A 26918-nucleotide genomic window follows, 5' to 3' on the forward strand; every position below is an offset into this window, starting at 1 on the left:
GAAAAAGAGGCGACGGATTGCTAGCGTACGTCCCAGCGGTATAACCGCAGGTTGCCGGTTTCGGCTACGAGGGTGAGCTGTTGCTGAGCGGGCAGGGCGGCCCCGGCCTCAATGAGCTGCCGGGCCTGGGGGTTGGTTTGCTGCCTGCTTAACAGGTTGGTTCCATCATAATAGCTCTGGTCGAATAACACCAGAATTGGCTTGCCTGCCGCGCGAAGCTGCTGGCGCAGCTTTGGAGTCGGGCCCTGGGGGCTGAAGATGCTGCGAAGCTGCTGAATATGCGCCTGCGGCGTGCGGGAAAGCTTGCTGGCCATCAGGGGTAGGTTGGTGTGCAGGGCCAGCTGGTAAGCGTGGAGGGAATGCGCATTGTCATCATCCACGGTCAGGGCCATATCCTCGCTGCCTACGTGGAAAAACGGTACCGGCAAAATGGCCTGATACTGCTCGGGGTGTAGCTGCTGCAACAGTGGCTGCAGCTCCGGAAACTCCTTTTCGTTGGTGAGTACATCGGGCAGTAATGATTTGCGGTAGTGCTTCACCGTGTCGCGGGTATCGAGCAAGGCCAGTGCTACCAGTGCCACCATCACGGCCCAGCGTCCGGGCCAGCGGCTGAAGCGCAGCCAGAAATCGAGGCTTGCCAACACGAGCAGGTTAACGGCCCAGAAGAACGGCCAACTGAATCGCGCCACCGCCCGAAAATGGGTAACGGCAGCAGTCAGCTTCTGCAGGTAGTAAAATGCGCTGAAGTAGTTCTGAAAAGTATACTGGCCGTCCGCTACACTATATTCAGTTCCGATTGACACCGCCAGCCCAACCAGGGCCGCGCCCAAGAGCACGCCCAGGAAAGCCCGCTCGGGCGTTGCCCGCCAAGCCGCCTGAAAGCGTTGAACGGCTGGCCTGCGTACTACGCAGGCCCCGGCAAAAAACGTCAGTCCGAACAGGGCAAACGCCCCCAGGTATGCCACCGATTCGTAGGTTGGTTGCTCCCGGGGTGCCAGCCAGAAATGCACGGTTTCATAGCTGTTCGTCCGGATTAGGGCGGAAAGCTGGAGCTTCCAGGGTGCAAAATTGAAGCCCGTTGCCTCCATGCTGCGCAACGCGTAATAGCCATCGGAAAGGCGAATTGCCAGAAAGCATACGGCAAACGGTACCAACGTAAGCAGCAACCCGGCTCCGCTGAGCGACCAGGACCGCCATTGCTGGCGCGGGAGCAGCCACCACGCAAAAAAACCGGCCGTGGTAAGCGCCAGCAAAGGCAGGTAGTACAGGTGAGCCAGGCCGGCCGCAATAAAGCCCAGTAACAGCCCCAGCACCCACCGCCAGATAGGCCGGCCAGTCTGCGCCCGCTCGTAGAGACCCAGCAGGCCCCAGATGGCCAGTAGTACCACCCAGCTGTACGACAGGTTAAAATGGCCCACCAGCAGGCGGCTGGTTTGTGGATTCAGCCAGGGCAAAACCACGGCAAAAATGAGCACCAGCCCCCAATGCTGCACCAGGCGGCGTAGAATGGCTACCAGTAGCGCCGTACTTACGAAGAAGCCCAGCAGCAGCAGCCAGTGGTACACATCCAGCGCGTAGGGCGTGAGGTCGAAGATATAATGTGACCAGAGCCGAACCGGAATGGCCAGCAAAGGGGTGTTATCGGTATAGAAGACATAGTCTCCGAACGGGTAATTCATCAGGCCAAACCAGCCCAAACCGTTCTGCCAGGGCTGCTGAATGTAGGCCTGAAAGGTGAAGTAGTTTTTGGCTCCGTCCTGTGTGGTGACCAGCAGATGCTGGCCCGGCTGCAGCACCAATTGCCCAAAAGCCCGCATAACCAGCAGGGCTTGAAACAGCAGGGCCAGGGCCAGCAAAAGGTTATGGGAGGGCCGCCAGCGCCAAACCGCCGCGAATGAAGTACGCATACTGGAAGTGCGGAGCGTGAAGAGAAGCTCACGCCGAAGAAATGATGAACAGATTATTCGGGCGGCAACTACCGCACTACTGACACGGTGCGCAGCCGCCTGTGGTGGCCAACCCGCAACTCAGTTACATAGGTACCGGCCGCCGGAAAGCGTTGGACGTCCAGCCAGACCTCATGCTGGCCAGCTGGCTGGGTAGTGCCATTTTGCAGCAGCAGAATTTCGCGACCCTGCATATCCAGCACCCGCAGCCACACGGCGGCTGGTAGGGGTAGCTGATACACCAGTAAACTGGATTGAGCAAAAGGATTCGGATAGTTGGGCAACAGATTCAGCTTTTCATCCAGGAGCGCGTCCTCATCTTTCGCCACTTCCTCATCGGAGATGGAAGAGGCAACAACGGGCCGTTCGGGCTGCAGCACCTGGCCGGTCTGGTGTTTTACCTGCACGTACTGATGTCCAATAAAAGCCAGATGCTTCGCATCCCAGGGGTCGCCCTGGCGCTGATCGGTCATCGTCTGGCAGTAGGCCTTATACACTTGACGCTGATTGTTCTGCTGACTGGCCGTCAGATTGACGGGCCGGCGGCTTACATCGTAGCCCACGTACTTAAAAAACCGGCATTCCTGCTGCTGCATAGCATGCTGGGCTAATGCGCCGGCCAAGTAATGGTCGGAATGGTCGCCGGGGTTACACCGCGCCTCTGCCTGCGGAATGTGTAGGGTGAGCTGGCCTTTGATGGCCTCACGCATCAGCAGGCCGCGAATCGTCTGGCTCAGATCATTCCACGAAACGTAAGGCGCGCCGCCGTTCAGCGGAGTAAGCGGGCGGCCGTAATCCCGCAGTTGCTGCAGACTCTGGAAATTACCGCGCGCCAGCCCCCGGCCATGTACTCCACCATCCGGCAGGTGCAGATAGTAGGCTACCGTATTCTGATAGCGGTACACATCAAGGCTATGTCCATTGATAACCAAGCGGGTAACAGCCGGAACAATGCTGGCGGCCGGGGTAGCCAAGTCAGCAGCTTGCCGTACGGATGCCCGGTGACCTGCTTCGCGGCTTTGCCAGTAGGCATCAGCCGGCTCATTGGCCTGTCCTCCCGTCAGACAGATGAAAACTGTTTTGCGGCGCGTGTGGCGTACTTCCTCGCACACGGCAGCCCCCATAAACAACTGCCAGTCATCGGGGTGCGCCGTTAGAACAGCCGTCCATTTGGGTGTGGCCTGGGTAGTGGAGCAGGCCGGCGGCATGGGGCTACCTATTTGGGCATAAGTGGTTGCCGGGCGTTGACAAACTATTCCTAGTAGAAGAATCCAGAGTATGGTTTTTCTCATCTGGTAGCAGTGGGAGCAGGGTGAGGGAGTCCCTGTACTTCCAAAGTTATCGGTTCAGCTGCGGGAATTTTTCCTTCGCGGTTTATTCTTTAGACCAACGGCGGAATCGAGCTAGTCAATGGCCTGTATAAAACGGCAGAACGCCTCATTCAGCGGATTTTTAGACTGAATAACCGGGCGTAAATAACTAGCAACAAGGTAAGCAGAGTGCTCTGCCAAGTATGCTAAACCGCCACCTGAAAACGCCGCTACATGGAGGCAACAGAACTGTAAAATACAGTGAAAGTCTGCACCAGATCCGGGTTTTCTGCTTTACAGCCTGCTTCCCGGTTCTGCGGAAAGCAGGCTGTAAAGCAGAAAACCCGGATCTGGTGCAGAAATGATTTTGCGGCTTGCTGCCGGATGAGTACTCTTGCTGAAAGTATCCTTTGTGCTATATGTGGTATTCGTATCTGCTGCCTGTCATCGGCCTGATTTTGGGAGGCTGCACCGTTTATGCTCCCGTGCAGCCAACCATGCCGTTGCTGACGGAGGTTGGACAAGCTGAAATTCACGCCAGTATGCAGCTTTCGGGGCGGCTGGAAGCGGTGGGAGCGTATTCGCCGGCTCCGCACATGCTGCTGACCGGGGCCGGAACGGTAGGAGTAAAAACGGGCGGTGATACGTACCTGCGCACCCGTCAGGCCGAGTTCGGTATTGGCGGCTACCGGGAGTTCGGAACCAATGGGCTGCTGACGGTCATCGGTGGGGGCGGCCTGGGCGTCACGCGCCGGCGCACCTGCCTCTGGGGCTGCGACGACGTGCAGGGGCGTACCAGTAAGCTGTTCGGGCAGGTTGGGGCGGCCTGGGAACTACCCAACAGCTGGCTGGGCCTGACGTACCGGCTGGCGTACGTGGAGTTCTACCAGGTTAGCCAGGATGCGGTGGGGCTGGCCGACTTCGGGTCCTTCCGGCATGAAATCATGCTGTTTCGGCGGCAATGGTTGTTTGGGAGTGAGCAGTGGTTTGCCCAGAGCACGCTCGGCTTATCCATTAGCTCTCTGCGCAACTCCGCCCGCTCCTTAGCCATTCCAGATAGGGTGGCCGATGCCCGTTGGGAGGTTGCCGGGGTGCCCACGCCGCTGCTGAGTATCGGTATCGGTTGGCAGCCCGCTATGCGGCCAAAGAAACGCTAACTCCTCGTAGCGTTGCTGTTTCATTCAATCGGCTCCAGTTCCAACATGACCACCGTATCAAACGCCTGCACCGATTTACCCCGGAACGTCTGCAGGCCTTCCCGCTTATAGGGCAGATGTGGTGCCCAGCGCATCCAGGTATTCGAAACGTAGCCCGCCGGACTCTGGCGCAGCTTCGGAAATGCATCGGTAGGGGTCCAGATGGTAGTAGTGTCAGTGCCGCGCTGGGTAAGAATGTACGGCTGCACTACGGCTGAACCGTCCTTCTTGGTTTTGCGTCGTTGGATGTAATCACGCCGGATAAACACTTCATCCGCAACTGTCGGCAGGCTCTCCAATACCACATATATCCCGGCTGCAGGCAACTGTATGCGCTGATTGCGCAAGTCGAGCCGCAACTGCGTCCGGCGCTTGGGGATAGAATCAGGTGGCGCAAACAAAAAAGGCTGTTTCAGCAGTTCCGGCCCCAGCATTTCCGCTCCCGCTCCCCGTTGGTGGAGGCTCACCTGTAAACGCCCCGCCGTAAAGCGACAGTGCAACGGTATCACCAGCGAAGCCAAAGTGTATGTCTGGCCGGAATCGGGAGCCGGCAGCCACACAACGCAGCGCTGCTGAGGCACCAGGGGGCGCGTACCCCGGATGTAGCTGCCGTGAAACGTACCCGTCACCGACCTTGCTACATGCCCCCGTACCGCTACTTCTGGCAAGGCAATAGTGCGGGCTGAGTCGGTGATTGTCAGTTGGGCGTGGGCAATAACGGGGCTGAGCAATAGCAGCAGCAGAGGTAAATGCAGGTTCATAATTCTTCCACTTCCAGTTCCAGCTCATAATTGTAGTCGCTCACCGATTCCCGGGGCAGTGCCCGGCGCATCGGGGCCAGGTCCTGCGGTACCGACTGCCAACTCGGGGGCTGGCCCCGCCGGCCGACCAGCAGCCAGGAATGACAATCCGCTGCCGTATTCACCAGCCGGTAAGCCAGGGTCGGGAAAGTTGTTGTTGCTACCAGCCGTGTGCTACCATCGGGGCGGCGCAGCTCCTCGTAGCCATAGGAGCGGGTACTCGTGCCGGGTTGTATTTTCCGAAAATCCAGGTCCTGCGGAGGCGTTTTGCCGTCGTACGTGGCGGCCAGAATCCGGTGGCGCACGAAGGTTTCCTCTGGGATGGTAGGTAGGCCAGCGGCTACCACAAATACGCCGGCCCGGGGCAGGAGCAGCCGCTGGCTTGAAACATCAAACCGGAGCCAGCCCTTTTTCTCCACTGCTGTTTCGGCCGTGAGCAGCAGCGGCTGCGTCAGCAGATTCCGGGCGGTTTCGGGGCCGGCAGTAAGGGTTCCCGGACTAAGCCAGAGCTGCAGACGGCCTTCGGGCAGGTTGCGACGGTGTTTGGGCAGGTCCTGCACCGTTTCAGGCATGCGCGCACCCAGCCGCAGCCGTACGGCCCGCACCACGTACACCCGCGCTGTATCGGGCGGCCCGTGCCACACGGCTACGGCGCGCCCAGGCGTCAGTTCCCGCCCAAAAGCGGTGCGCAGGCCTCTGGTTTCGCCGGGCGGACTTAGCGTCAGCAGGCGGGGCTGAGCATGCACGTTTACTTCCGGCAGGTGCTGGCGCAGGCGGGCAGTGTCGGGGGATGCGGTAAGCAGCAGAAGCGAGGAGGATAATAGCAAAAACATAAGAAAGTAGTCGGATAACCCGGCGGGCCGCTGCCAGGCCGAGGGCACAAGTATATAGCGTATATCGAATAAGATACGATCCGGCGCAAAAAAACCGGCCGCCTCTGCGTAGCAGAAGCGGCCGGTCAGGCAAACAGGCAGGCGAAGATTACTTCGCGCCCAGTACGCGTAGCATGGTGTCACCGATTTCAGCGGGCGAATCCACCACGTGGATACCGCACTCGCGCATGATGGCCATTTTAGCGGCAGCCGTATCGTCGGCACCACCTACGATGGCACCGGCGTGGCCCATGCGGCGGCCGGGAGGTGCGGTCTGGCCGGCGATGAAGCCTACCACGGGCTTCTTGTTGCCGGTTTCCTTGATCCAGCGAGCAGCTTCGGCTTCCATGCCGCCGCCAATTTCGCCAATCATCACGATGCCCTCGGTTTCGGGGTCGTTCATGAGCAGTTCTACGGCTTCCTTGGTGGTGGTCCCGATGATGGGGTCACCGCCGATGCCGATAGCCGTGGTCTGGCCCAGGCCGGCTTTGGTGAGCTGGTCAACGGCCTCGTAGGTCAGCGTGCCCGATTTCGACACGATGCCCACGCGGCCTTTCTGGAAGATGAAGCCGGGCATGATGCCCACTTTGCACTCGCCGGCGGTCATCACGCCGGGGCAGTTCGGCCCAATCATGCGCAGACCCTCGCGGCCCTTCAGGTATTCCTTCACCGCAATCATATCCTTGGTTGGAATGCCTTCGGTGATGGTTACGATAACTTTAATGCCCGCGTCGGCAGCTTCCATGATGGCGTCGGCGGCGAAAGCCGGCGGCACGAAGATGATGCTGGTATCGGCGCCGGTTTCGGCTACGGCCTCGGCCACGGTGTTGAACACGGGACGCTCCAGGTGCTGCGAACCGCCTTTGCCAGGCGTTACGCCACCCACCACGTTGGTGCCGTACTCAATCATCTGTTGGGCGTGAAACGAGCCTTCGGAGCCGGTGAAGCCCTGCACAATCACTTTGGAATTCTTGTTTACCAGAACACTCATAGAAGTGGGGTTAGCGGAAGATGCGGGTTGAGGGTGGGGTACTAGGCCGCCGGGCAAAACCGACGGTGCGCAAAAGTAGGCTTTTTTGCCTGTTGGGCGAAGCATTGTTTGTCATTCCCGCGGAAACACGGTATCTGAGCGGCGCGGGGCTGTTGGTGTCACTTACTGCGGGCGGCACCCTGCCGCTCCCACCCGAAATCCGTACCTTTGCGGCCCTCTCTCTCAAAACCGCTTACCCTTCTCACCCATGTACTTTAATAACATCGTTGAGGCCATCGGCAATACGCCGCTGGTGAAACTCAACCGCGTCGCCGACGGCATCAAAGGCACCGTGCTGGCCAAGGTAGAATACTTCAACCCCGGCAACTCGGTGAAAGACCGCATGGCCGTGAAAATGGTGGAAGACGCCGAAAAAGCTGGTCTGCTCAAGCCCGGCGGCACCATCATCGAGGGCACCAGCGGCAACACCGGCATGGGCCTGGCCCTGGCCGCCATTGCCAAAGGCTACAGCTGCATCTTCGTGATGAGCGACAAGCAGAGCAAGGAAAAGCAGGACATTCTGCGGGCCGTGGGTGCGCAGGTGGTGGTCTGCCCCGTAGATGTGGCCCCCGAAGACCCGCGCTCTTACTACTCGGTGGCCAAGCGCCTGAGCGAGGAAACGCCCAACTCGTTCTACCCCAACCAGTACGACAACATGTCGAACACGGCGGCGCACTACGAAAGCACCGGCCCCGAAATCTGGAAGCAGACGGAAGGCACCATCACGCACCTGGCCTGTGGCGTAGGAACCGGCGGCACCATCTGCGGCACGGCCAAGTACCTGAAGGAGCAGAACCCGGCCGTGGTAACGGTGGGCCTCGATACGTACGGCTCGGTGTTCAAGAAATACAAGGAGACGGGGATTTTCGATGAGAACGAAATCTATCCTTATAAGACGGAAGGCATTGGGGAAGATATTCTGCCCAAGAATGTTAACTTCGACTTGATTGACCTGTTCATTAAAGTAACCGATCAGGACGCTGCCGTCATGACGCGTCGCTTAGCCAAAGAAGAAGGCCTGTTCGTAGGCTGGTCGTGCGGCTCGGCAGTGCATGGGGCCTTGGAATATGCTAAAGAATACCTGCAGGAAGGCGACACGATGGTCATCATTTTGCCTGACCACGGTACGCGCTACCTGGGGAAAATCTATAACGACGACTGGATGCGGGCGCAGGGCTGGTTATAAGCCCGAGGCCGCAGCTGCTTGTCTTACTTCATCAATACACCCCAATTATGGCCCGAAAGCTGCGGAACGTCGTGCTGGTAGACGATAACGAAACGACCAGCTTCCTGAATAACCGGCTGCTGAGCCGGCTGGAAGTGGCCGATCAGGTACACACTTTCTCCAAAGCCGAACAGGCCTACCAGCAGATCTGGGGCGGCTCCAAAGGCGAAGTGCCGGCCGAGGACGCGCCCGACCTGGTATTTGTAGACCTGAAAATGCCAGGCATGGATGGCTTCGAGTTTCTAAAGCTCTACAGTGCCCTGCCTGATTCAGTGCGGGAGCAAACTGTTATGGCCGTACTCACCACCTCCATGCACGCCGCTGACACCGCCCGCGTGGCCCAGTAACGAAGGCGTAGAGTATCTGGCTAAGCCCCTGACCGAGGAAAAGATGGAGAAACTACTCAAAAAGCGGTTTTAAGTAATAGAAGCGAGACTAGTAGAAGTGAGAGGAGAGACTTTCGTTCAATGGCACATTGCCAGAACGAAAGTCTCTCCTCTCACTTCTCTAGTCTCGCTTCTCCATTTTACACCACGTTTTCCACGAAGCGGAAGGCTTCGCCGTCGAACAGACCTTTGTCGCTGAGCTTGAGGCTGGGGATGACGAGCAGGGCCATAAAGGAAAGCGTCATAAACGGAGCCTGGAGCGGGGAGCCCAGCTCCTTTGCCAACGCATCTACGGCGGCGTAGGCTTCAGCTACGTGGTAGCCTTCCTGGTCCGACATGAGGCCGGCCACGGGCAGGGGAAGCACCAATTCCCGCCCATCAGCCGTAACGACGGCCAAACCGCCCCGGGCCGCAATGACTAGGTTTACGGCGCGCGCTAGGCTGGCATCGTCGCAGCCAACGGCAGTAATGTTGTGCGAATCGTGGCCGACGCTGCTGGCCAGGGCACCGCCTTGCAACCCGAAGCCCTGGATGAAAGCCACGGCCGGCGGGGCAGCATGGTAGCGGTTCACCACCGTTAGCTTGAGTACGTCCTGCGCTATGTCGGGCAGGACGAGGCCGTTTTCCACGCGGGCAGGCAGGTCGTGGCGGGCCGTGATGAGCTGGCCGTCGAAGCACTCGATAACGCGCACGGTGGCCGCCGCCTGTGGGGCGGGCAGCGCGAAATCGGTTGGGGCGGTGGGGTTGGTGTCGAAGTTATTGACCACGGCCACCGGCACGGCCGGAATCAGGGTTCGGCCGTTTTCGGCTACCAACTCCCCGTTGAGGTATGTCTGGCGCACCGGGAAATCAGTCAGGTTGTCCACCACGATAAAGTCAGCCGGGTCGTCCTCGCGGAGCAGGCCCACGGGCAGGTTGTAATGCTCCACGGGGTTGCGGCAGGCCACGCGCAGCACTTTCAGCACTTCCTGGCCCCGCGCCACGGCCCGCTGTACCAGTTGGTTAATGTGGCCCAGCAACAAAGTGTCGGGGTGCTTGTCGTCGGAGCAGAACATCAGGTTCTCGTAGTGCTCCGGCAGCAGGTCGATGAGAGCTTCGAAGTTGCGGGCCGCCGAGCCTTCTCGGATTAGCACCTTCATCCCCACGGCCAGCTTATCAAGCGCTTCTTCGGCCGTGAAACACTCGTGGTCGGTGCTGATGCCGGCCGAGGCGTAACGGGCCGCGTCCTCGCCCCGCAGGCCGGGGGCGTGGCCATCCACGGGGCGGCCGTGCTGCTGGGCCAGCCGGATTTTCTCCATCACCTGCTCGTCGCGGTTCAGCACGCCCGGCCAGTTCATCATTTCGGCCAGGTAGCCGATTTCAGGGTGCTCCTGAAACAGATGCTCGATGTCCTGGGCGGTGATTTCAGCCCCGGCGGTTTCAAAAGGCGTAGCGGGTACGCAGGATGGCGCGCCGAAGCAGAACTTAAACGGCACCTGCGCCCCGTTCTGCAGCATGTACTTTACCCCGGCCACACCCAGTACGTTGCCAATTTCGTGGGGGTCGGAAACGGTAGCGACGGTGCCGTGCACCACGGCCAGACGGGCAAACTCGGAGGGCACCAGCAAAGAGCTTTCCACGTGCACATGGGCATCCACAAAACCGGGCAGGGCGTAGGGGAGCGTGGGGTCGGGAGCCGAAGCACCGGTAGGTTCAATGCGCTGGATACGGCCGGCGGCAATATGAAGGGTGGCTGGGGTTATCGTGTTCTGAAAGAGGTTGATAACGTTGGCCTGAAGCGAAAAATCGGCGGGCATAGGGCAGGAGGGAAGCACGGTGAAAAGTACGGTCGCCGGGCGGCTAACGGGTAAAGAACCGTATATTTGCCGAAAATCCGCGCCGTGAGAAAGATTGTGACTTTGCTACTGGCCGCCCTGCTCGGGGGCTCAGGCCTGCTGACGGCGGGCTGTGCTACCCGCTCGCCGCAGCAGAAAAAAACGGCCTCCATCAAGCGGAAAGCCAAGTTCGGCAAGATTCCCTGTCCCTGCGAAAGTCACTAACGCTCTGTTCATGCCCGACCAAAATCCCGTTGCCGCGCTGGTAGCCGCCGCCGAAGCCGTGCGCCAGACGCTGCACGTCAACCAGTATGATGCTGCCGCCGTGCAGCGTCTGGCCGAGTTCATCGAAGCGCAGCGCACTACGGTGAAAGAAGCCGACCGCCAGGGCGTAATTACAGCTCTGGGCTGCTTCTTGGGCCAGTGCCTCGTGACGGAGTACGGCGGTGAGTGGGCCAAGGGCCCCGATGGCAGCACCGGCGTGGGCCTCAACGGCACCAGCTTTTTCAATCCATTTTACCGCGTAAGCGAGCAACTGACCAAGGGCCTGGCCCAGTCGGTAGCCACGTTTTTCGCGGGTGTACCCGAGCGTCTGGCCGCCAAGCCGGGCCGTAAATCCTGGATTTAGTGAGTCCTTTCCGTCAGTCTGAGCCCAGCAGCGAACCTGTCATGCGAAAAATCGTCATTGCCATCGACGGCTATTCTTCCTGCGGCAAAAGCACGACGGCCAAGGCCGTGGCTGCCGAGCTGGGCTACGCCTACATTGATACCGGGGCCATGTACCGGGGCGTGACGCTGCACTTATTGGAGCACAACATTGATTTTGCGGACCTGCCCCGCGTGGAGCAGGCCCTGCACGAAATGCAGATTGCCTTCAAGCGCAACCGCAAAACCGGCCGTAATGAGTTGTGCCTCGATGGCGTGGTGCGGGAGGACGAAATCCGGCAGATGCGCATTTCCAACCTCGTAAGCGAGGTGTCGGGAATTCCAGCAGTGCGCCACGCCATGGTGCGCCAGCAGCAGCGCATGGCCCGCAAGCGCGGCGTGGTGATGGATGGCCGCGACATTGGTACCACCGTTTTCCCCGATGCCGAAGTGAAAGTGTTCATGACGGCCGAGGTGCTCACCCGCGCCCTGCGCCGGCAGGAGGAGCTGGCTACCAAAAACGAGCACGTGCCGGTGGAAGACATTGTAGAAAACCTACGCAAGCGCGACCACCTCGACTCTACCCGCACCGAAAGCCCCCTGCGCCGCGCCCCCGATGCCGTGCTGCTCGATACCACCCACATGATGATTGACGAGCAGGTGGATTTCGTGCTTGAGCGCGTGTCGGCTAAGCTATTTTCTCTGGCGTCGGCCGGCTGGGAACCGAAGGAAATAAAATAGGTAGCAGCCGGGTGCAGGGAAGAAAATTTCGGCTTTCACCTGTTGTAACTAGAGTTGAGGCACAGGATTCGCTAGAGGCGCATTCGGCCGCGCGGTAGGGGAAGGATTCTTGCCGGGTAGCCCTAAATTAAGGAGCTCATGAACGTCACCATCGATAAGAATTCCGGCTACTGTTTCGGCGTTGAGTTTGCCATTCAGATGGCCGAAGACGAGCTGGCCCAGCAGGATACCCTGTATTGCCTCGGCGACATTGTGCACAACCGCATGGAGGTGGAACGCCTCCACGCGCTGGGCCTGCGCATTATTGACCGGGAGCAGCTAGAGGAACTGCACGACGCCAAGGTGCTCATCCGGGCGCACGGTGAGCCGCCGGCCACTTACGAGTTGGCCCTGCGCAACAACATCGAGCTGATTGACGCCTCCTGCCCCGTAGTGCTCAAGCTGCAAAACCGTGTGAAGCACGCCTTCGACACCAGCACCCGCCAGAACGGCCAGATTGTCATTTACGGCCAGCCCGGCCACGCGGAAGTAACCGGCCTCGCGGGCCAGACGCTCAACCAAGCCATCATTGTCATGACCGAGCAGGACCTCGACCAGGTGGATTTCTCCCGGCCCGTGACCCTGTTCAGCCAGACCACTAAGAGCACGGCCGGCTTCTACCACATGAAAGCGGTGATAGAGGACCGGATCCGGGCCGCCGGTGGCTCCCTGGAGTCGTTTGATGCCAACGACAGCATTTGCCGGCAGGTGAGCAACCGGGAGCCGGCTCTGGCCAGGTTTGCTGAACAGCATGATGTTGTCATCTTCGTGAGCGGCCGTAAAAGCTCCAACGGAAAGGCCCTGTTCTCGGTGGTCAACAAAACCAATCCGCGCAGCTACTTCGTGGAAAACGAGGAGGAAATGCAGGACGAATGGTTCCACGGAGCTGACTCGGTTGGTATCTGCGGGGCCACCAGTACCCCCATGTGGCTGATGCAGCGCGTGAAGGACCGGATTGAGGAAGTAGCCGAGCACGTAGCGTAACTCATAACTCATCCGCATAAAGCCCCGAAGAGGCAGCCGGCGCATTTGGTGCGCCGGCTGCCTCTTCGGGGCTTTATGCAGGTAGCGGGGGCCGGCCTACAGCATCATGCCACCCGTTACTTCTATGCGCTGCCCGTTGATCCAGCGGGCTTCTTCGGTGCACAGGAAAGCTACCACGCCGCCCACATCATCGGCGAGGCCTACCCGGCCTAAAGCCGTCATCTGGGCGACGTAGGTGCGCATTTCCGGCGTGTCCGGCATAGCGCCGCCGCCAAACACGGCCCCCGGTGCTACCACATTGGCTGCAATGCCCCGGGCACCCAACTCCAGCGCCAGGTAGCGCGTGAATACATCCACCGCACCTTTCATAATACCGTAGGCCGAAGCGCCGGCAAATGAATACCGCGTCACACCCGAGGAAATATTGATGATGCGGCCGCCATCCTGCAGAAAAGGCAGGGCCTTCTGGGTCAGGAAAAATACGCCCCTGAGGTGCACGTTAAGCATTTCCTCAAACTGCACTTCGGTGGTTTCGGCGAAGGGCACAGTCAGACCCGTGCCGGCGTTGTTGATGAGAAAATCGAACCGGTCGGTGCCAAAGGTGACGTGTAACGTGCTGGTCAGCTGTGTGTAAAAAGCGTCGAAGCTGCCAGTTTCCGCCGTGTTCAGCTGCAGAGCTACAGCCTTGCGGCCGAGGGCTTCAATTTCGGCCACAGTAGCGGCGGCTTCGGCTTGCTGACTGTGGTAGGTGAGTACAATGTCAATGCCTTTGCGGGCGAGGCTCAGCGCCATGTTTTTGCCCCTATTACCGGCTGCCGCCGGTAATAGGGGCAATTTTGGTGGTTGTCATCGGGTAGAGTTGACGTGATGTAAGAACACGACAAAGGTCCGTCAGACCACCGGCAGGGGAATTGTGAGGGTCAATCCGTTTTATGTAGAAATCAAACTATTTCCTGCAGCCGGTAAGTGCCGGGCGCAAGAGCCATCTGGCGCTTGAAGAAGTTGGAAAAGTGCGCTACATCGGCAAACACCAGGCTATCCGCAATTTCTGTCATAGTCCAGTTGGTTTGCCGGAGCAGGGCTTTGGCTTCCTGAGCAATCCGGCTGCTGATCAGTTCGGTGGTTGTGCGGCCAGTGCTTTTCTTGAGCACTTTGCTGAGGTGATTGACGTGCACGGACAAGTGCTCAGGTCAGCGCCGGTGCAGGCCGTCAGGTCATGGTAAAACTTGGCTAACGGAGGCGTTTTTATGAATTCGTGGTTGTGAAATTCAAAGATACGGCAACCGGAGGCTATACCCGCTGCTACGCTACGCTGACGCGCTATTCGGCCCGGATAGTACAGCTTCTTCGGTAATGCCGATAGGGGAGCTGTTACTTGTATGCGGGTACCGGTATCTTGCGGTGCACGGCGGCTGGTAGCACCGCCGCCTTATTCTGCTCTGCATGCGTCGTCTTCTTAACTACTTCCTCAGCGGATTTCTCATTGTGGCCCCCATAGGGCTCACCATTTATATTCTGTACGCGCTACTGCGCTGGCTTAATGAGCTGTTTGCCGGCCTGAGCTTTGATGTGCCGGGCCTGGGGCTGGTGGTGGCTATTCTGCTGATAACGGCGGTGGGCTTCGTGGCCAAATCGTTTCTGGTAAGGCCTTTTCTCATCATCACGGAGCGGCTGCTGCACCGTACGCCGCTGGTGAGTATTATTTACTCCAGCCTCAAAGACCTGTTCGATGCCTTCGTGGGCGACAATCAGAAGTTCAACCGGCCGGTGCTGGTGCGCACAAGTGCCCAGGAACAAACCTTCAAAATGGGCTTCGTAACCCAGCCCAGCATGCAGGCTATTCACCGCGACGACCTGCTGGCCGTGTATTTTCCGCACTCCTATAACTTTTCGGGGGAGCTGGTGCTGGTACCCATTCAGAGTATTACCTACCTCGACCTGCCCAGCTCCGAAGTCATGAAGTTCATTGTCTCCGGCGGCGTCTCGCGGCTGGGATGAGTGGTGACAGAAACTCTACCATTTGAACTTTCACAACTTCACCACTGCTCCACAGTTCGGGTGGGTTTTTTGACGGTTCAAGTACGCGAAACGGCCGTTTGGGTAACCTGGGTTTTCAGTATCTTCCTGAAAAGGATAGGTTTGTTTCATCCTACTACCTAAACACCCCCCACATCATGGAAACTCCGGCTCGTGACCCCCAATTATGGCGCATTGCAAAGGCTCGTGCCAAATTCAAGTCGCATCTGTTCACGTACTTCGCTGTAAACGCGCTGCTCTGGACTATCTGGCTGCTGACGGACCGTCACAGCGCCAATGGTATTCCGTGGCCCGTTTGGTCGACAGTGTTCTGGGGCATCGGCGTGTTTATGAACGGGGTGGGCGTGTACGGTGGCTTCGGCAAGGCCCACCTCTCGGAGCGAGAGTATGAGCGCCTGCTCCGTCAGCGGGCGAATGAGGGATGAGTTATCAGTTGCTGGTTGTCAGTTGTTCGTCATTGCAACACAACCCAAAACTGACACTTGGCAACTGCCAACTAAATAAGCAACCTTCGGCGGCAGAAGCGGGTTAGTGGCAGTATGAATACGCGCCTTCTCCTTCCGCTGCTGCTGGCTCCGCTGGCCGCCTTTGTGCCCGAGCCGAAACCCGTCCCGGCTCCCGATGCTAACCTGACTAAGATTAAGCTGCCGGCCGGCTTCGCCATCAGTTACTTCGCGCAGGGCGTGAAAAGTGCCCGGGAGTTGGCCGTGGGCCCCGATGGTACCGTGTACGTAGGTACCAAGGACGATAAAGTGTACGCCCTGCCTGACCGTAACAAGGATGGTCGGGCCGACGAAGTAGTGACGGTAGCCACCGGCCTGAACGCGCCCAACGGCGTGGCTGTGCGCAACGGTGCTCTCTACGTGGCCGAAATCAACCGCATTCTGCGCTACGACAACATTGCCACCCGCCTCCGGCAAAAGCCCAAGCCGGTGGTCGTGTATGGCAAGCTGCCCAATAAGGAGTGGCACGGCTACCGCTACATCGCCTTCGGGCCCGATGGCAAGCTGTACGTGCCGGTGGGCGCGCCCTGCAATACCTGTTTGCCCGAGGAGCCCATTTATGCCACCATCAACCGCATGAATGCCGACGGAACCGGGCTTGAAACCTTTGCCTACGGGGTGCGCAATACGGTAGGGTTCGACTGGAGCCCCCAGGACAAGGCTCTGTGGTTTACCGATAATGGCCGCGACCAGTTGGGCGACAACCTGCCCGCCGACGAGCTGAACCGCGCCGCTGGCCCCGGCCAACACTTTGGCTTTCCGTATTTCTTTGCCGGCGACGTAGCCGACCCCGAGCTGGGCAAAGGCAAATCGGCGGCTACCTACGTGAAGCCTGCCCGTAAGCTAGGGCCGCACGTAGCGGCCCTGGGCATGAAATTCTACACCGGCAAGCAGTTTCCGGGAACCTACCGCAACCAGATTTTTATTCCTGAGCACGGCTCCTGGAACCGTAGCAGCAAAGTAGGTTACCGCATTAGCCTCGTGAAGCTCGATGCCACCGGCAAGCAGGCCCTCAGTTACGAAACTTTCGCTGAAGGCTGGCTGCAGGGCCAGACGCCCTGGGGACGCCCCGTGTGTCTGCTAGTGCTCCCTGACGGCTCTCTGCTTGTTTCCGACGACCAGAATGATGCTGTATACCGCATCAGCTATAAAGGCTAGCGGTGAAATGGTGAATTAGTGAAAGGGTGAGTTTGCCGTTCTATTAACGCTGCCTGTGCATATTGCGCCGGTAGCACGGCAAACTCACCTTTTCACTAATTCACCATTTCACCTTTGCTATGAAACAGCGCGCACCGAAACGCACCGTAGGACGGCGGGAACTGGTTGATTTTCCGAAGTTTCAGCTGTGGGGCGTGGAGGCCAAGGTGGATACTGGTGCCTACACCGGGGCTATTCACTGCTCCAACATTCACGTAGAAACCGATGCTGCGGGCCGGCAGCGGCTGCATGTGCAGCTCCTCGACCCCTCACACCCTAACTTCGACGGCTCCCCGATGCAGTTTGAGGAATTCACGCTGCGCGACATCCGTTCCTCCAACGGGGAGGTGCAGGAGCGGTACGTTATCCGGGCCAGCATCCGGCTGTTTGGGGAGGATTTCGAAACTGAATTCTCCCTTTCTGACCGGTCCGATATGCGCTATCCGGTGCTGCTGGGTCGCGTGCTGCTGCGGCAGGCCCGGCTGGTGGTCGACGTGGCCCGGCGCAACGTTTCGTATAAAAATCAGCTGGCCGCGCGCTAAACCGCGCCGGGTGCCACCGGGGCCGCTTATCTTTGAGCCGCGCTTCTGCTCCTATCTTCTCTCCTAAGTACCCCTCCCATGAAATTGGCGATTCTGTCGCGTGAGCCGAAGCTGTACTCCACCGCCCGGCTGGTGGAAGCCGCTGAGCAACGTGGCCACGAGGCCGTGGTGGTGGACCATCTGCACTGCAACCTGGTGCTGGAAAAAGGCAAGCCGGGCATCATCTATCAGGGCCGGAAGCTGGAAGGCTTCGACGCCATTATCCCGCGCATTGGGGCCTCCGTGACGTTTTACGGCTGCGCTGTGGTGCGTCAGTTTGAGATGATGAAGGTGCGCACGGCCGTGGAAAGCCAGGCTATTGTGCGCAGCCGCGACAAACTCCGCTCCATGCAGATTCTGGCTCGGGCCGGCGTAGGTATGCCCAAAACGGCCTTCACCAACTACTCCAACGAGGTGCCCGAAATGATCCAGCAGGTGGGCGGGGCGCCCGTCATCATCAAGCTGCTGGAGGGTACCCAGGGCCTGGGCGTGGTGTTGGCCGAGTCGGAAAAGGCGGCCCAGTCGGTGATTGAGGCCTTCCACAACCTGAAGGCCCGCATCATTGTGCAGGAGTTCATTGCCGAAAGCAAGGGCGCCGACCTGCGGGCCTTCGTGGTAAACGGCGAGGTAGTGGGAGCCATGAAGCGGCAGGGCAAGGAAGGCGAGTTCCGCTCGAACCTGCACCGGGGCGGCTCCGGCACGCTGGTGAAGCTCACCCGCGCCGAAAAAGCCGCCGCTTTGCTGGCTACCAAAGCCCTGGGCCTGGGCATTGCCGGCGTAGATATGCTGCAGAGCAAGCGCGGTCCGCTAGTGCTGGAAGTCAACTCCTCGCCCGGTCTGGAGGGCATCGAAAAAGCCACCGGCCTCGATATTGCCGGTAAAATCATCGACTACACCGCCCAGCTGGCCCTGAAAAAGACCAAAAAGGTGGCGGACCCCGCCACCTCGGCTGCCGTCCGGCCCGATACCCAGGCCGACTGACCCGACGCGGGCCGGTAGCCATGCAGGCCGTCCGGACGACGCCGTGCTGACATCCGCTGGCGACAACCAACCCGATGACTGTCAGCTGCCGGATCAGGGGCGGGGCGAGTTGCGTATCTTCCGACGTGAGCGTGCCGGCTGGAAGAGGGAGCAGGGAGCAGGGGCCGGGTGCTTGTGTATTGTTCTGCCACCGGGCCCGCTGCGCAGGGCCACAACTGCTGCCTGCCTTTGCTGCCTTCCGCCGCCCCCGATTTGCTTTGTCTGAATGGCCTCACCATTGCTCCCGGCGAGCAGGTGCTCACGCGGCTGGTAATTTCGCGCCTGCCCTCGGGTACGGTTATCGACATCCCGGTGCACGTATTCCGGGCCCACGAGCCCGGGCCTACGGTGCTGCTGCTGGCCGGCATGCACGGCGACGAAGTGAACGGCATCGAGGTCATCCGGCGCATGATCCGCCGCGACATGCTGCGGCCTTTGCGCGGCACCATCTTGGCCATTCCCATCCTCAACATCTACGGCTTTCTGAACTTCTCGCGGGAAGTGCCCGATGGCAAGGATGTGAACCGCTCGTTTCCCGGCAACCCGCGCGGGTCCCTAGCCAGCCGCGTGGCCGCTCGCTTCATGCGCGAAATCATGCCCCTGATTGACTACGGCATTGATTTTCACACGGGCGGTGCGGCGCGGGCCAACATTCCGCAGTTGCGCTGCCTGTTGCACCAAGATGAGGAAACTGATGCGCTGGCCGCTGCCTTTGGGGCGCCGTTTACCCTGCACGCCGGTCTGCGCTCGGGCTCCCTGCGCGAAACCGCCATGCAGGAGGGCCGCCGGATTATCGTGTACGAAACCGGCGAGTCATTGCGGCTGGATGAGGAAGGCATTGATTTAGGCATTGCGGGCGCGCTCCGGGTACTGCATCACTTGGAGATGCTGCCCGAGGCCCCACCGCCTGCCCGACCAACTGTAGTATGCATGCGTTCCACTTGGCTGCGGGCCAAGTATGCTGGCCTGTTCCGGAGCATCGTGAAACCGGGCCAGTACATCGAGAAAGGGGAGGTTTTCGGCTCCGTAGCCGACCCGTACGGAGAACATTCCGTGCGGCTGGAGTCGCCGGTAGCCGGGTACATTATTGGCCTCAACCATATGCCGGTCGTTAACCAAGGGGATGCCTTAGTACATGTAGGCCGTACCGATACCGCCCTCAGCCGTACCGACCTCACGGCTCCGTTCGACGAAAAACCCACCAAACCCACCGAAATCGAAACCGAGGAAGATGAAGAAGCCGGGGAGGAAGTGGTGAACTAATGGGTGCCGGAGCAAGGGAAGAAGAACAGCGTCATTCCGGCATCTGCCCAACTTTCCCGTACTTTGGCCGCCCGCCCGACGGCGGTTTGTATCCTTTCCTAGTTTCTGAATGAAAAACTCTCTTCAACTGGCCATCAATGTAGTGTTGGCCATTGCCGTGGCCGTGCTGTTCTACCTGCACTTCGCCACTAAACCCGCCACTACGGCCCGCAAACCGGTAGCCGTCGTGCAAACCACTGACTCCACGGGTACCGTAACCACCGCGCCGGCCGAGGAAACCGACGACTTGGTAGCCGTAGCTGACACCGAAAAAGTAGCCTACGTGGAATCGGGGCGGATGCTGGATGGCTATCAGGGCATGAAAGACGCCCGCAAAACCTTCGAGACGAAAGCCCGCCGCTGGGAAGCCCAGAACCAGACGCTGGTGCGCGGTTTCCAGACGGCCGTGCAGCAGTACCAGCAGAAGGCTGAGGGCATGACGCAGGAGCAGCGCGCCACCACCGAGCAGCAGCTCCAGCAGCGCCAGGCCCAGGTAGCTCAGGAACAGGAAAAGCTGCAGCGCCAAGCTCAGGAAGAAGAAGCTAAAATGACCCAACAGGTGCTGGAGCGCATCAATAAGCAGATTGAGAAGTACGGCAAAAGCAACGGCTACCGCCTCATCCTCATTGCTGCTCCCAGCGGCACTATTGCCTACGGCCGCAAAGACCTGGACATTACCAACGCCGTGCTCAAACACCTCAACGACGAGTACCGCGGCGCGAAAAAATAGCGTCCTGCAAACCCTATTTCTCGCGGCGGCCCGATTGTCTTAATCGGGCCGCCGCTGTTTTTGGGCTGCAACGGCTACTCGGTAAACACAAACAGAACAGGCTTTTTAAACCTGGCCGGTTGGCGGGCGTCCAACCTACGACCCGGCCGCGCTGCCCAGGCGCCGGCTTTTACCTGTTCCGACTATGAAAAGCTTCCTGAAACTACCGGCTCTGATAGCCCTGTTGCTGATAACCGCCGCTTCTTTCCTGACGAGTTGCGTGGCTACTGCGCCTAATACGGCGGTGGTGGTACGGCCGCGCCCGTATCCGCCGCAGCCTTATTACCGCCCGTACCGAACCTATTACCGCCCGGCCCCGGCTGTTATTGTGCGGCCCCGGCCAGTTATTGTGGCCCCGGCCCCGCGCCCATATTACGGCGGCCGGCCCCACCGCTACGTGCGGGTCCGGTAAACCACTGGCACAGTAGCCCGAACATGGCAGTTCGCGTTCAGGCCCGGCAATCATCAAAATAAATGACCAGGCAAAAGGCCCCGTAACATTCGTTATGGCGCCTTTTGCTTTTCATAACTGTATGTCAACCTACTCCCGTACGAAACGCTGTACCACGCGGCCTTGGTTGGTGGGCAGGTAAAGCAGATAGGTGCCGGAGGCCAGCGCGGGCAACGGTATCCGCAATGTGCCGCGTTGCGTTGTGACCGTGGCGCGCTGCACCAGCTGCCCGGTCAGTGTCCGGATTTCCAGCGGGCCGGTTAACGTGCCGGGGGAGCCGGCCGCTTCCACATACAGCACCTCGGTAGCCGGCACGGGGTAGAGGTGGAGAGGCGCAGCCAATTGGCGGGCCAGGCTAGCCGTGATGATATCCTGAAAGTTGCCGTAGTTGATGCGCTGTCGGTTGGCAAATTGCGCGGTAATGGGCGAATACAGCTGCTCCGTCCGGCGCGTGAGGCGGTTCTGGGCGTCGTAGCGCAGCTGGGCGCGCAGCTCATTGGTAAGCACCCAGCCGCCATTGAGCCAGTCCTCCTGTCGGTAGCCTAGGTCGTTGCCCTGCGTGTCGTAGGGCTCGGTGTAGCGGCTGAAATTCTGCCAGGTGCCGGCGGGCTGGGCTTCTTCAATGAGCTGCGTTACGGTGCCGGTAGCCCCGTAGCTGAGCGTGTGGCGCTGAAAATCGGCCCACTGCCCGCTGTTCAGCCACGCCTGCACCTGGAAGGCGGCTGGTTGCCGGGCAGGCCAGTTGTGCCAAGTCAGGTCCGTCAGGTGCTCCTCATTCACCCAGCCCGTACCGTCCCAGCGTTGGGCCACCACTTCCGACCACTGCCCGTTGCTGAGCGTGTATTGAAACCGGGCATCGTTCTGGTAGCTGCCAGCGTTGAGGACCTGCACAGTTTGCTCCGTGAGCAGTGCGCCGGCGTAGGTGTTCTGGTAGCGGTACCCATCGGTGGTTTGCCAGGCATTGCCGTTCCAGTCCTGGCTAAGCTCTTCCGTCAGCTGGTTTTGGGCATCGTAGGTGCTCACGTACCGAAACTCATTGATCCAGGGCGCACCGTTGCCGGTTTGGGTAATTTCCTCCGTCGGGTGGCCCTGCGCGTCGTAGAAGTACTGCGTCCGCCGAAAGGCGGTAGCGGTGGCCGAATCGGCCGTGATGATTTCGGTAGGGCGGCCCTGGGCATCGTACGTGAACTGGTCGAGGAGCGGGTTGCTCCAGGTGGCAGTAACTGCGTCCCAGCCGTAGCGTACCGCCTGCCGGGGCCGGTAGGCAGTAGTCTGGCGGGCCTGTGGCGCGGGCGTTGCGTTGGCAGTGGTATAGTGCGTGGCGCGGGAAAGGGCTTTGGGCAGCAGCTGACCGGTGGTGGAAGTCGCAACCGCCAGCAACCCCGGCAGTAAAAGCAAGCGGAACGGTATCATGGGCGTATGCTTGAGCGGGCCGGGGTCGGCTGAATCCCAACCGACCTGGGAAGATACAGAATTGAGCGCATATTGTATAGTGGAAAATTCATATAAAAACCCGGCCCCACCAAAGCGGAGCCGGGTTCTGAGTATGCCTGATCGAAAGGCGTCAGCTGAAACCTAAAACGCGAAGCGTAAGCTTACGGCCGCATCATTATAGAAGCCCGTGTAGCCATCAAACACTTCAAAGAAGGGCTTGTAATCAACGCCAACAGTGAAGGGCAGATCTTCCATTTTGTATTCCAAGCCCAGAATCAGGTCGGCTCCGCCCACGATGTAATTGGCATCATCGTACCAGTACTGCCGGTAGTAGTATTTGTCTTTGTTGCGACGGAAGCGGACGTCCTCAAAGTAGTAACGGCCCCGATAGGAACCGATATGGGCCCCGGCCCCGTAGTAAAACTGCAGCCCTTTGAAATCGGAAACCGGCAGATGCTTTTCCAGTAATAAGGTCAGGCGGCCTCCACGGGCGGCATACTCCCGGGTCAGCAGTCCCTCGAAGGCCACGTTGTTCTTGCCGCTCAGGAAGTGCTTTACCGTCAGGCCCGACGACCAGCCGCCGCCCCGCAGGCCAATGCCGGTGGTGTAGCCGGCCCCGGAGCCGCCCTTCTTCTTACTCTGGGCCTGCGCGCCTTCACTGGCCGTCAGCAACCCGAACGCCACCGCACCCAAAAACAAATACTTCATGCTGGAAAGAAAATGGTATAACTCGATTTCCGGCAAAAGTACAAACCTGCTGGCAATATTACTGCCCCCTGGCTCCTAGCCGCGCAATGGCATCCGACGAATATACTTGCAGACCCGCAGCATCGGCCTCGGCGGCGTGAAGCATGGCGCGGGCGACGGTAGCGGCCTCGATGGCGCGGTATTTCCGTAGCGGCCCGCGCAGGGCCGGCCGTAATGCCCGCAGCACCATAGCCCCTAATTGCTCCCCAAAACGTTTTTCAGTCCGGTCGCCCAGCAGCAAAGAAGGCCGGAAGAAATGGATGGCCCGGAAGGGCGTCTGGCGCACGGTCGTTTCCATTTCGCCCTTCACGCGGCTGTAATACACCCGCGAACCGGCATCGGCCCCCATGGACGAGACGACCAGCAGCTGAGAAGCAAAATTGGCAGCCGTAAGGGCCGCCAGCTTCACCACGTACAGGTAATCGACTTTATAAAAGGCCTCCCGGGAGCCAGCCTGCCGCAGCGTAGTGCCCAGGCAGCAGAACACGTCGTCGGCAATGAGCTGGAGGCGGTGGTCTTCCAGCTGGTCGAAATCAAGCAGGCGCTGCTCCAGCTTGGGGTGCACCAACGGCACCGGGCGACGGCCCACGGCAATTACCCGGTCGTAGCGGTTGGAGGCCAGCAGCAGCGGCAACAGTTGGGAGCCGATGAGGCCACTGGCGCCGGCAATAAGGGCAGTTTTAGACATGGGGGCGGCGTAAACGGGTGATTTGGTTGGGGCAGAATAGCGGGCAGAAACTTCCCGCTCTACGTAGCGGCGCACCAAACTGCCGCCTGCCCCGCAAATCAGATGCGCAATACCCCCGTCACGTTGCCTGCGGGCTGCTGCCAGCCTGGTGTAGAGACGCGTATTCGCGGCGCGTCGTTGCTGACGTTGCATACCGGGCGCAGTGCCGGTCGTTCAACAACGAGACGCGAATACGCCTCTTTACAGCTACTCGGCGGCGTTCAGCAGCTGGGTGTGTTCGGGGGCGAGCTGCACCAGGCCCTGCTTGTAGAGGGTGCCCAGGGCCTTTTTGAAGACTTTCTTGCTCATGCCCAGACGGCGGTAAATGTCGTCGGGCTCACTTTTGTCGCCGAGTGGGAGCAGGCCGTTGGGGGCCTGGCGCAGGAAGGTGAGCAGGGTTTCGGAGGCGGCTAGGGCCTCATCGTAGCCCTGGCGCTGGAGGCTCAGATCCAGCTTGCCATCGGGGCGCACCTGCTTGATAAAGCCGGAATGCACATCCCCGAGGCGCAGCGGCTTGAATACCTCATTGTGGTACAGAATGCCCTGGTGGGTGCCATCGACAATGACTTTATAGCCCAGGTCGGTTTCCTCGGCCACGAACAGCTCGGCCGGGTCGCCGGCTTTGCCGGCAAAGGGCTGGTCGCTGAGAAACCATTCCCACTTGGCCGAGGCCACGATGCGGTCGGAGGTTTCATCGAGGTAGGCGAAGATGGTGACCCGCTCGCCGGGGCGCAGGTTGCGGCGCTGGTTGCGGTAGGGCAGCAGCAGGTCCTTTTCCAGGCCCCAATCAAGGAAAGCCCCGGTGGTGGAGACGTCGCGCACGGTGAGGGTGGCAAACTGGCCCACCAGCACGAAGGGCTCCAGGTTGGTGGCAATGAGACGGTCCTCCGAGTCGCGGTACACAAACACGCGCACCACGTCGCCCACGCGGGTACCCGGGGCAATGTACTTGCGCGGCAGCAGCAGGTCGCCGTCATCGGAGGTCAGGTACATCCCGAAATCTACCTCGCGGGCTACTTCCAGCTCGTTGAAATCACCAAGATTCATGGGAAAAGGGCAAAAAAGGAAACGTCAGAAATCAGCCGGCCGGGACCACCGCCGGGCCGCAAAGCTACGCAATCAGGCGTGGTCGGGGAGTATCCAAGGCCGGCAGAGTAAATCTGACTTCTATCCCTTACCGATACTGAATAATCCCCGGCTGGCCGAAGCTGAAATCGGAGAAGTCGTAGTAGGCGCGGGAGTTTTCGAAGATGCGGATGCCGTTGGGTGAGGTCATACCGCGCGGGTAGAAGCCGAACGTAATCTGGAAGGTGCGCAGGGCCGCGTACTCGTTGCGGAAGCGCAGACCCAGGCCGAAGCCGGTGTAGGGCGCCTCGTGGAAGGGCAGCACGCGATTGAGGGTGCGGGCGTTCAGCCAGGCCACGTCGGCAAAGGCCACGGCCGCCATCCGGAAGCCCAGAAACGAGACGGGCGTAAACACGGTAGCCTCGTAGTTGAGCGTCACGCGGCTGGTGCCCGTGAGCAGGCCATTAGGCTGGAAGCCGCGCAGGCCCCGCTCCCCGTCAATACCCAGCGGTTGCTCGCCAGGCCGGCGGTTGAGGCCCAGACTGTTGCGCTGCCACAGAAAATGCCGCCACTGGTAGTTGCCGGTGTGGTAGAGGCGCGTGAAGTACAGCAGCTCCCCGCTCACCAGGCCCTGCTGCCAGTCGTTGCCGCGCCCGCGCAGGTAAGAGCCAAATTCGCCGTTCAGGTACAGGTAGCCACGCTGGGGGTGGTAGCCGGCGTAGGCCAGCCGGAAGCCGTAGTAGCGGCGGTTTTCCAGCTCGTTGAACTCGTAGCCGGTAGTCAGGCTGGCCAGCGTACCCGTCGGAATGTCCTCGGTGCGCCCGAAGCCGAACAGGTACTTATCCTTATAATACCGCCGCACGCTGTACCCGAAGGTGCCCAGCAACAGACTGGCGTTCTGGTAGTCGGTAGTGGGCTTCCGGTCGTAGCTGGTCCGGATGACGCGACCCGCAACAATCATGCGGCCGGGGCTTTCGTAGCCTAGGTCGTAGCTTTTGGGGCGTAGGGCGCGGCCCAGCCAGGCATCCTGCACGTTGTAGCGCAGGTCGCGGAAAATGTAGGGGTCTTCCACGCCGCCACTGCCCGCAATAGCCACCAGCCGGTCCGCGTAATCGTAGCTCAGGGCCCCGGCGTAGCGGGTGTTGATGGAGTAAAAGTCGCGGCTCAGGCGCACGTTGGCTTCCCGGTTGCGGGTTTCCTCCCGGTAGCGGGCCTGCCCGTAGAAGAAGCTGCGAAACGGTACCAGGTAGCTGCCGTCGTAGCGGAAGGGGCGGGCTCCGGGGCCTTCGTCGCGGCGGCCGTACTCCAGGCGGTTGCGCAGCTGGTGGCCCTGGCCCAGGAAGTTCACGTCGCGTAGCCCGATTACGCCCGCCTGCACGTCGCGCAGCTGAAACGAGCCGCTGATGCTGAAAATATCCTTGGTAATCACCTGCACGTCCACGCTGTCGGGGGTGCTGGTGCGCTCATTCACGAACACGCGCGCATCCAGCAGCTCCGCCGTCTGGCGCAGCAAACGCTCCGATTCGGCCAGGTCCTGCGGCTCCAGCTCGTCGCCCTCCCGGAACAGTAGCACCTGCCGCACCCGGGCCTTGGTGGTTTTGATGTGGAACGTGTTGCCGGCCTTCTCCAGAATATTGCGCGGCACCCTGGTCGAGTCGGAAATGCTGAACCCGAAGGCATCCAGCGTGCGGATATTGATGCGCCGCACGATTTTATAGTTGTGGCGGTCGAACTGCCGGTCCAGCAGCGTGGCATCCAGACCAGCCTGGTCCTCGCGCCGCTCCGTGAAATTGAACAAGGCCGAGGCCGCCTTGCCGGCAATGGTCTTGCGCTTGGTGTACGCCTTCAGCCCCTTCAGCATCCGTTCCTGGTCAAAGCGGCGGCGCAGGGAATCGGGCCGGACGCCGGCCGTGCGGGCCGTATCGGGCAGGGAAGCACGCGGGGTCTGGGCGGTGGCCGGGGCCACGCCGCTCAACCACCACAGCAATCCTCCAAACCACCACAGATACTTCATATAGCAGACCAAGCCAAGGCAGGCAAGTTACAACGCAATAGGAGCATTTGCTGGTTTCCGGCGCTAAGTCCGGTTCCGGTAAT

26 protein-coding genes and 1 pseudogene are annotated in these 26918 nt (G+C 60.1%); 14 read left to right on the plus strand and 13 right to left on the minus strand.

The window, feature by feature from the left end; genetic code table 11:
* Positions 1-20: 20 nt before the first annotated feature.
* Both HSW_RS04565 and HSW_RS04570 read right to left on the minus strand, forming a co-directional pair.
* Positions 21-1907 (minus strand): hypothetical protein, encoded by a 1887-nt coding sequence (locus tag HSW_RS04565; protein WP_044001006.1) that lies wholly within the window; start codon positions 1905-1907, stop codon positions 21-23.
* A gap of 68 nt (positions 1908-1975) precedes the next feature.
* Positions 1976-3154: a PIG-L family deacetylase gene (locus HSW_RS04570; RefSeq protein WP_044001007.1), complete on the minus strand. Its 1179-nt coding sequence runs from the start codon at positions 3152-3154 to the stop codon at positions 1976-1978.
* 521 nt (positions 3155-3675) lie between these two features.
* Between HSW_RS04570 and HSW_RS04575 the strand changes: the two genes are divergently transcribed.
* Positions 3676-4413, plus strand: a complete 738-nt coding sequence (locus HSW_RS04575) for a hypothetical protein (protein WP_044001008.1) — start codon at positions 3676-3678, stop codon at positions 4411-4413.
* 20 nt (positions 4414-4433) lie between these two features.
* Here the strand turns inward: HSW_RS04575 and HSW_RS04580 are convergent, their stop codons facing one another.
* From HSW_RS04580 to sucD, 3 genes are all read right to left on the minus strand, one after another.
* The gene (locus tag HSW_RS04580) at positions 4434-5213 is read right to left on the minus strand and encodes a hypothetical protein (RefSeq protein WP_044001009.1); all 780 of its coding nucleotides are present in this window, start codon (positions 5211-5213) and stop codon (positions 4434-4436) included.
* Positions 5210-6085 carry a hypothetical protein gene (locus tag HSW_RS04585; RefSeq protein ID WP_044001010.1) on the minus strand — a complete coding sequence of 292 codons (876 nt, stop codon included), beginning with the start codon at positions 6083-6085 and terminating at the stop codon, positions 5210-5212. The genes HSW_RS04580 and HSW_RS04585 overlap by 4 nt, the downstream gene beginning before the upstream one ends.
* Before the next feature lie 148 nt (positions 6086-6233).
* Positions 6234-7115 (minus strand): succinate--CoA ligase subunit alpha, encoded by an 882-nt coding sequence (sucD, locus tag HSW_RS04590; RefSeq protein ID WP_044001011.1) that lies wholly within the window; start codon positions 7113-7115, stop codon positions 6234-6236.
* Positions 7116-7362: 247 nt separating this feature from the next.
* Between sucD and HSW_RS04595 the strand changes: the two are divergent.
* Both HSW_RS04595 and HSW_RS04600 read left to right on the plus strand, forming a co-directional pair.
* Positions 7363-8337, plus strand: a pseudogene (locus tag HSW_RS04595) (PLP-dependent cysteine synthase family protein); the annotation flags it as partial.
* 50 nt (positions 8338-8387) lie between these two features.
* Entirely contained in the window at positions 8388-8726 is a 339-nt protein-coding gene (locus HSW_RS04600) for a response regulator (protein ID WP_044001013.1), read from the plus strand.
* Positions 8727-8905: 179 nt separating this feature from the next.
* Here the strand turns inward: HSW_RS04600 and ade are convergent, their stop codons facing one another.
* On the minus strand, positions 8906-10561 hold the full coding sequence (ade, locus tag HSW_RS04605) for an adenine deaminase (RefSeq protein WP_044001014.1): 1656 nt from the start codon (positions 10559-10561) through the stop codon (positions 8906-8908).
* Between the two features lie 253 nt (positions 10562-10814).
* On the opposite strand from ade, the gene HSW_RS04610 reads away from it, so the two are divergent.
* The 3 genes from HSW_RS04610 to HSW_RS04620 all read left to right on the plus strand — a co-directional run bounded on the left by HSW_RS04610 (position 10815) and on the right by HSW_RS04620 (position 12988).
* Positions 10815-11207: a hypothetical protein gene (locus HSW_RS04610; protein ID WP_044001015.1), complete on the plus strand. Its 393-nt coding sequence runs from the start codon at positions 10815-10817 to the stop codon at positions 11205-11207.
* Positions 11208-11248: 41 nt separating this feature from the next.
* The gene (gene cmk, locus HSW_RS04615; protein WP_052346114.1) at positions 11249-11965 is read left to right on the plus strand and encodes a (d)CMP kinase; all 717 of its coding nucleotides are present in this window, start codon (positions 11249-11251) and stop codon (positions 11963-11965) included.
* 138 nt (positions 11966-12103) lie between these two features.
* Complete coding sequence (locus tag HSW_RS04620; RefSeq protein WP_044001016.1) at positions 12104-12988, plus strand: 4-hydroxy-3-methylbut-2-enyl diphosphate reductase; 885 nt, start codon at positions 12104-12106, stop codon at positions 12986-12988.
* A 96-nt stretch (positions 12989-13084) separates the two neighbouring features.
* On the opposite strand, the gene HSW_RS04625 is transcribed toward HSW_RS04620, so the two are convergent.
* Both HSW_RS04625 and HSW_RS04630 read right to left on the minus strand, forming a co-directional pair.
* Positions 13085-13780, minus strand: a complete 696-nt coding sequence (locus HSW_RS04625; RefSeq protein WP_052346115.1) for an SDR family NAD(P)-dependent oxidoreductase — start codon at positions 13778-13780, stop codon at positions 13085-13087.
* A 149-nt stretch (positions 13781-13929) separates the two neighbouring features.
* Positions 13930-14163: a helix-turn-helix transcriptional regulator gene (locus tag HSW_RS04630; RefSeq protein ID WP_316931426.1), complete on the minus strand. Its 234-nt coding sequence runs from the start codon at positions 14161-14163 to the stop codon at positions 13930-13932.
* 268 nt (positions 14164-14431) lie between these two features.
* On the opposite strand from HSW_RS04630, the gene HSW_RS04635 reads away from it, so the two are divergent.
* The 8 genes from HSW_RS04635 to HSW_RS04670 all read left to right on the plus strand — a co-directional run bounded on the left by HSW_RS04635 (position 14432) and on the right by HSW_RS04670 (position 20809).
* Positions 14432-14986: a DUF502 domain-containing protein gene (locus HSW_RS04635; RefSeq protein ID WP_044001018.1), complete on the plus strand. Its 555-nt coding sequence runs from the start codon at positions 14432-14434 to the stop codon at positions 14984-14986.
* Between the two features lie 176 nt (positions 14987-15162).
* Positions 15163-15450: a 2TM domain-containing protein gene (locus HSW_RS04640; protein ID WP_044004118.1), complete on the plus strand. Its 288-nt coding sequence runs from the start codon at positions 15163-15165 to the stop codon at positions 15448-15450.
* A gap of 114 nt (positions 15451-15564) precedes the next feature.
* Positions 15565-16686 (plus strand): PQQ-dependent sugar dehydrogenase, encoded by a 1122-nt coding sequence (locus HSW_RS04645; protein ID WP_044001019.1) that lies wholly within the window; start codon positions 15565-15567, stop codon positions 16684-16686.
* A 119-nt stretch (positions 16687-16805) separates the two neighbouring features.
* On the plus strand, positions 16806-17267 hold the full coding sequence (locus HSW_RS04650; RefSeq protein ID WP_044001020.1) for an ATP-dependent zinc protease family protein: 462 nt from the start codon (positions 16806-16808) through the stop codon (positions 17265-17267).
* 78 nt (positions 17268-17345) lie between these two features.
* Entirely contained in the window at positions 17346-18287 is a 942-nt protein-coding gene (rimK, locus tag HSW_RS04655; RefSeq protein ID WP_052346117.1) for a 30S ribosomal protein S6--L-glutamate ligase, read from the plus strand.
* Between the two features lie 228 nt (positions 18288-18515).
* Complete coding sequence (locus HSW_RS04660; RefSeq protein WP_316931411.1) at positions 18516-19589, plus strand: succinylglutamate desuccinylase/aspartoacylase family protein; 1074 nt, start codon at positions 18516-18518, stop codon at positions 19587-19589.
* Positions 19590-19698: 109 nt separating this feature from the next.
* A complete protein-coding gene (locus HSW_RS04665) occupies positions 19699-20358 on the plus strand; it encodes an OmpH family outer membrane protein (RefSeq protein ID WP_052346118.1) in 660 nt (219 codons plus the stop codon).
* A 184-nt stretch (positions 20359-20542) separates the two neighbouring features.
* Positions 20543-20809, plus strand: a complete 267-nt coding sequence (locus HSW_RS04670; protein ID WP_044001021.1) for a hypothetical protein — start codon at positions 20543-20545, stop codon at positions 20807-20809.
* A 129-nt stretch (positions 20810-20938) separates the two neighbouring features.
* Here the strand turns inward: HSW_RS04670 and HSW_RS04675 are convergent, their stop codons facing one another.
* From HSW_RS04675 to HSW_RS04695, 5 genes are all read right to left on the minus strand, one after another.
* Positions 20939-22246 carry a T9SS type A sorting domain-containing protein gene (locus HSW_RS04675; protein WP_197031941.1) on the minus strand — a complete coding sequence of 436 codons (1308 nt, stop codon included), beginning with the start codon at positions 22244-22246 and terminating at the stop codon, positions 20939-20941.
* 177 nt (positions 22247-22423) lie between these two features.
* Positions 22424-22990 carry a hypothetical protein gene (locus HSW_RS04680; RefSeq protein ID WP_044001023.1) on the minus strand — a complete coding sequence of 189 codons (567 nt, stop codon included), beginning with the start codon at positions 22988-22990 and terminating at the stop codon, positions 22424-22426.
* A gap of 58 nt (positions 22991-23048) precedes the next feature.
* Positions 23049-23717, minus strand: a complete 669-nt coding sequence (locus HSW_RS04685; RefSeq protein WP_044004122.1) for an NAD-dependent epimerase/dehydratase family protein — start codon at positions 23715-23717, stop codon at positions 23049-23051.
* Positions 23718-23963: 246 nt separating this feature from the next.
* Entirely contained in the window at positions 23964-24803 is an 840-nt protein-coding gene (locus HSW_RS04690) for a CvfB family protein (RefSeq protein WP_044001024.1), read from the minus strand.
* A gap of 127 nt (positions 24804-24930) precedes the next feature.
* Positions 24931-26835: a BamA/TamA family outer membrane protein gene (locus HSW_RS04695; RefSeq protein WP_052346119.1), complete on the minus strand. Its 1905-nt coding sequence runs from the start codon at positions 26833-26835 to the stop codon at positions 24931-24933.
* Positions 26836-26918: the final 83 nt, after the last annotated feature.

The sequence above is a fragment of the Hymenobacter swuensis DY53 genome (assembly GCF_000576555.1).
GTDB lineage: Bacteria > Bacteroidota > Bacteroidia > Cytophagales > Hymenobacteraceae > Hymenobacter > Hymenobacter swuensis.